Below are 3,247 nucleotides of genomic sequence, written 5' to 3' on the forward strand. Positions count from 1 at the left end.
TCGCTTGCTTATGTTTGTTTCTATTTTTCTGTCTTCGTTTGTTTTTTTATTAGACGGGTCTCACACATATTTTCAACAGGTCTTTTGGTGGGCCGGGTCCAATGGGTATAGCAAACCCCCCCCCGCCACGCCCCAGGCCTACGCCGACCACGCACACGCGCCCCGCAACCACGCCCCGGGCGCCCCCGGTGGCCTGACGGTCGACGACCGCACCGAGCCGCTCGCCATCGACGCCGCGCCGCGCTTCGGCTGGCTGCCCCGCGACAGCGACTCCGACGAGGTCCAGACCGCCTACCAGGTCGTCGTGCGCGTCCCCGGCGGCCGCACCGTCTGGGACAGCGGCAAGGTCCGCGGTTCCGAGCAGTCCTGGGTGCCGTACGGCGGGCCCGCGCTGGCGCCGGGGACGGCGTACCAGTGGAAGGTGCGGACGTGGGACCGTGCGGGGGAGGCCTCCCCCTACTCGGCCGGCGCCTCCTTCGGCACGGGCCTGACGGACCAGGACTGGTCCGGCGCCCAGTGGATCCGCCGTCCCGCCACCGGGAACGACGCGAGCAACGAGTGGACGGCGGCCCGCAAGGTCGTCCGGGTGTCCGCGGGCAGCCCCGTGGTCGGCACCCGGGTGTACGTCGCGGCCTCCGGCGACTGGCAGGTCGACGTCAACGGCAAGACCGTGCAGCGCAGTTCGTCCTACGAGTACGCCGGTGAGGGCTTCTACGACGTCGCCGCCGTCAAGGGCGTCAAGGCGGGCCGGGACCTGGCCGTGGGCGTGCTGACGCACTACTGGTCCTGCAAGTGCCAGGGCCGGGCCAACGGCCCGAACGCCCCCGAGGGCCCCTCCGGGCTGCTGGTCAAGGTGGTGGTCGAGCACGCGGACGGCACCCGCGACGTGGCGGTCTCCGACGGCACCTGGAAGGTCCACCGCTACGAGCCGCAGCGGGTCGACACCCTGACCTACCGCAACGGCGACGCCGGCGACCGCGTCGAGTACTACGACGCCACGGTCGAGCCCGCCGGCTGGAACACCCCCGGCTACGACGACTCCGGCTGGGCCGCGGCCACCGTCATCGGCGCCCACCCGCGGCCGAACCCGGACAACTGCGCTCCCTACGAGGGAAGTTCGTCCCCCTGCGCCTTCACCCACCTGTCGGCGCTGCAGGCCCACCTCACGCAGGAGACCGTCCACCCGGTCTCGCTGCTGCACCTGCCCGACGGCACCGTCCTCGCCGACTTCGGCAAGGTGTACGCCGCGGTGCCCTCGGTGCGGCTGCGTTCCGGCACCGCCGGCCGGCAGCTGACGTTCACCACCAGCTACCGGCGCAGCAACTCCACGCTGACCGCCGCCGTGCGGGCCGGGGACGCCTCCGTGACGCTGGCGAACGCGGCGAACGTCCACGCGGGCGACGAGATCGTGGTGGACCCGCCCGCCACGGGGTACGGCGCCGGGCACCCCGAGACCCGCACCGTGAGCGCGGTGGACGGCACGACGGTGACCCTGGACCGTCCTCTGGGCAAGGACCACGCCGCGGCGAGCTGGGTGGAGAACTCCCGCGCGGGTACGTCGGGTCTGGACACCCAGGGCAGCAACATGCGCTTCCACTACACCGAGAAGGACGGTGCGCAGACCGCCCGGGCCTTCACCTACTGGGGCTGGCGCTACCTGCAGATCAGCGACCCGGGCGAGAAGCTGACCACGCGGGACGTCACCGCCGTCGTCCAGAACACCGACGCGGCCCACCCCGCGACGTTCCGCAGCAGCGACGGCACCTTGGACCAGGTCTTCTCGCTGATGCAGCGTTCGGCGCTGCAATCCGCGCAGAACGTCTTCCTGGACACCCCGACCCGTGAGAAGGGCCAGTTCCTCGGCGACACCGTGGACGAGTCGTTCGCGACGATGGCCGCGTCGGGCGAGCGCAGCCTGACCCGTCAGGCCATCGAGTCCTTCATGAACTCCCAGGCTCGCTATTGGACCAATGGCGCCCTGAACTCCGTCTACCCCAACGGGGACGCCAAGCGGGACATCCCCGACTACACCGAGATGTTCCCCGAGTGGGTGATGCGCTACTACCGCACGACGGGCGACCGCGAACTGCTCGCCCGGGCCATGCCCGTGATGCGCAACGTCGCGGACTACATCTCCTCGGCGGTGGACGACCGCGGTCTGGTCGCCGACCTGCCCGGCGGCAGCGGCGCCTACCTGCACGGCATCATCGACTGGCCCGCCCCGATGCGGTACGGCTACGTCACCGACGGCAACGTGAACCGCACCGTCGTCAACGCCCTCGGGGTGGGCGCGATGCGGTCGGTGGCCGAGGCCGCCGACGCGCTCGGCGACCACGCCACCCGCGACGTCTACGCCGGCCGCGCGGACGAGCTGACGGCGGCGATGCGGGAGCGGCTGCGGGACGGCGGCACCGGACTGTGGTCGGACGGTCTGTCCTCGGACGGCGCCCTGATCGCGCATCAGGGCGAGCACGCGCAGAGCTTCCCGGTCGCCTACGGCGTCGCGGAACCCTCGGAGTACGCCGCGCTGGGCGCGGAGCTGTCCCGGCAGGGGATGCGGCAGGGGCCGATGACGCTGCGGACCCTGCTGGAGGCGCTGCGGGTCGTCGACCGGCCGGACACGCTGGTGCGGATCCTCACCGATCCCTCCGCCGACGGGCCCGCGCAGGTCCTGGCCGAGGGCGGCACCTTCCTGTGGGAGCAGTGGACTCCGGGGTGTGCGAGCAGTGACTGCGCGCCGGGCCAGGTCTCGCAGAGCAGCAGCGAGAGCATGTCGCACGGCTGGGGCGGCGCGGGTGTCGTCGGGGTGCTGGAGGGTGTGCTCGGGCTCACGGTGACCAGCCCGGGCGGCGCGTCGGTGCGGATCGCCCCGGCGGATTCGGGCGTGAGCCACGCCTCGGGCAGCCAGTGGACCGAGCGCGGCACCGTCGGCGTCGACTGGCGCCGGAACCGGCACGGGGTGGACACGACGGTCGAGGTGCCGGTCAACGTGACGGCGACGGTCGCCCTGCCCGTGGTGGCGGGCGGCCGTTACACCGCCGCCGGGAGCCACGCCACGTACCTGGGTGTCCAGGACGGCCGGGCCGTCTACCGGGTCGGGTCCGGGCGCACGGTCCTCACGGCCGTGGCGCGCGGCTGACCGAGGTCCCTCCCCGGCGCACGCGACGGCCCCGGGCCCGCGTACGCCGGGGGGCTTCCACGGCGCGGGCGCCCCGGGTCAGCCGCCGCGCCGGGCGGGGGCTGACCC

The 3,247-nt window shown here is 72.7% G+C and carries 1 protein-coding gene; it reads left to right on the plus strand.

The features are described from left to right. Positions 1-10: 10 nt before the first annotated feature. A complete protein-coding gene (locus tag PV341_RS44390) occupies positions 11-3,139 on the plus strand; it encodes a glycoside hydrolase family 78 protein (protein WP_500360923.1) in 3,129 nt (1,042 codons plus the stop codon). The last annotated feature ends 108 nt before the right edge of the window (positions 3,140-3,247 follow it).

The organism is Streptomyces sp. PA03-1a (genome assembly GCF_033792805.1).
Lineage (GTDB): Bacteria > Actinomycetota > Actinomycetes > Streptomycetales > Streptomycetaceae > Actinacidiphila.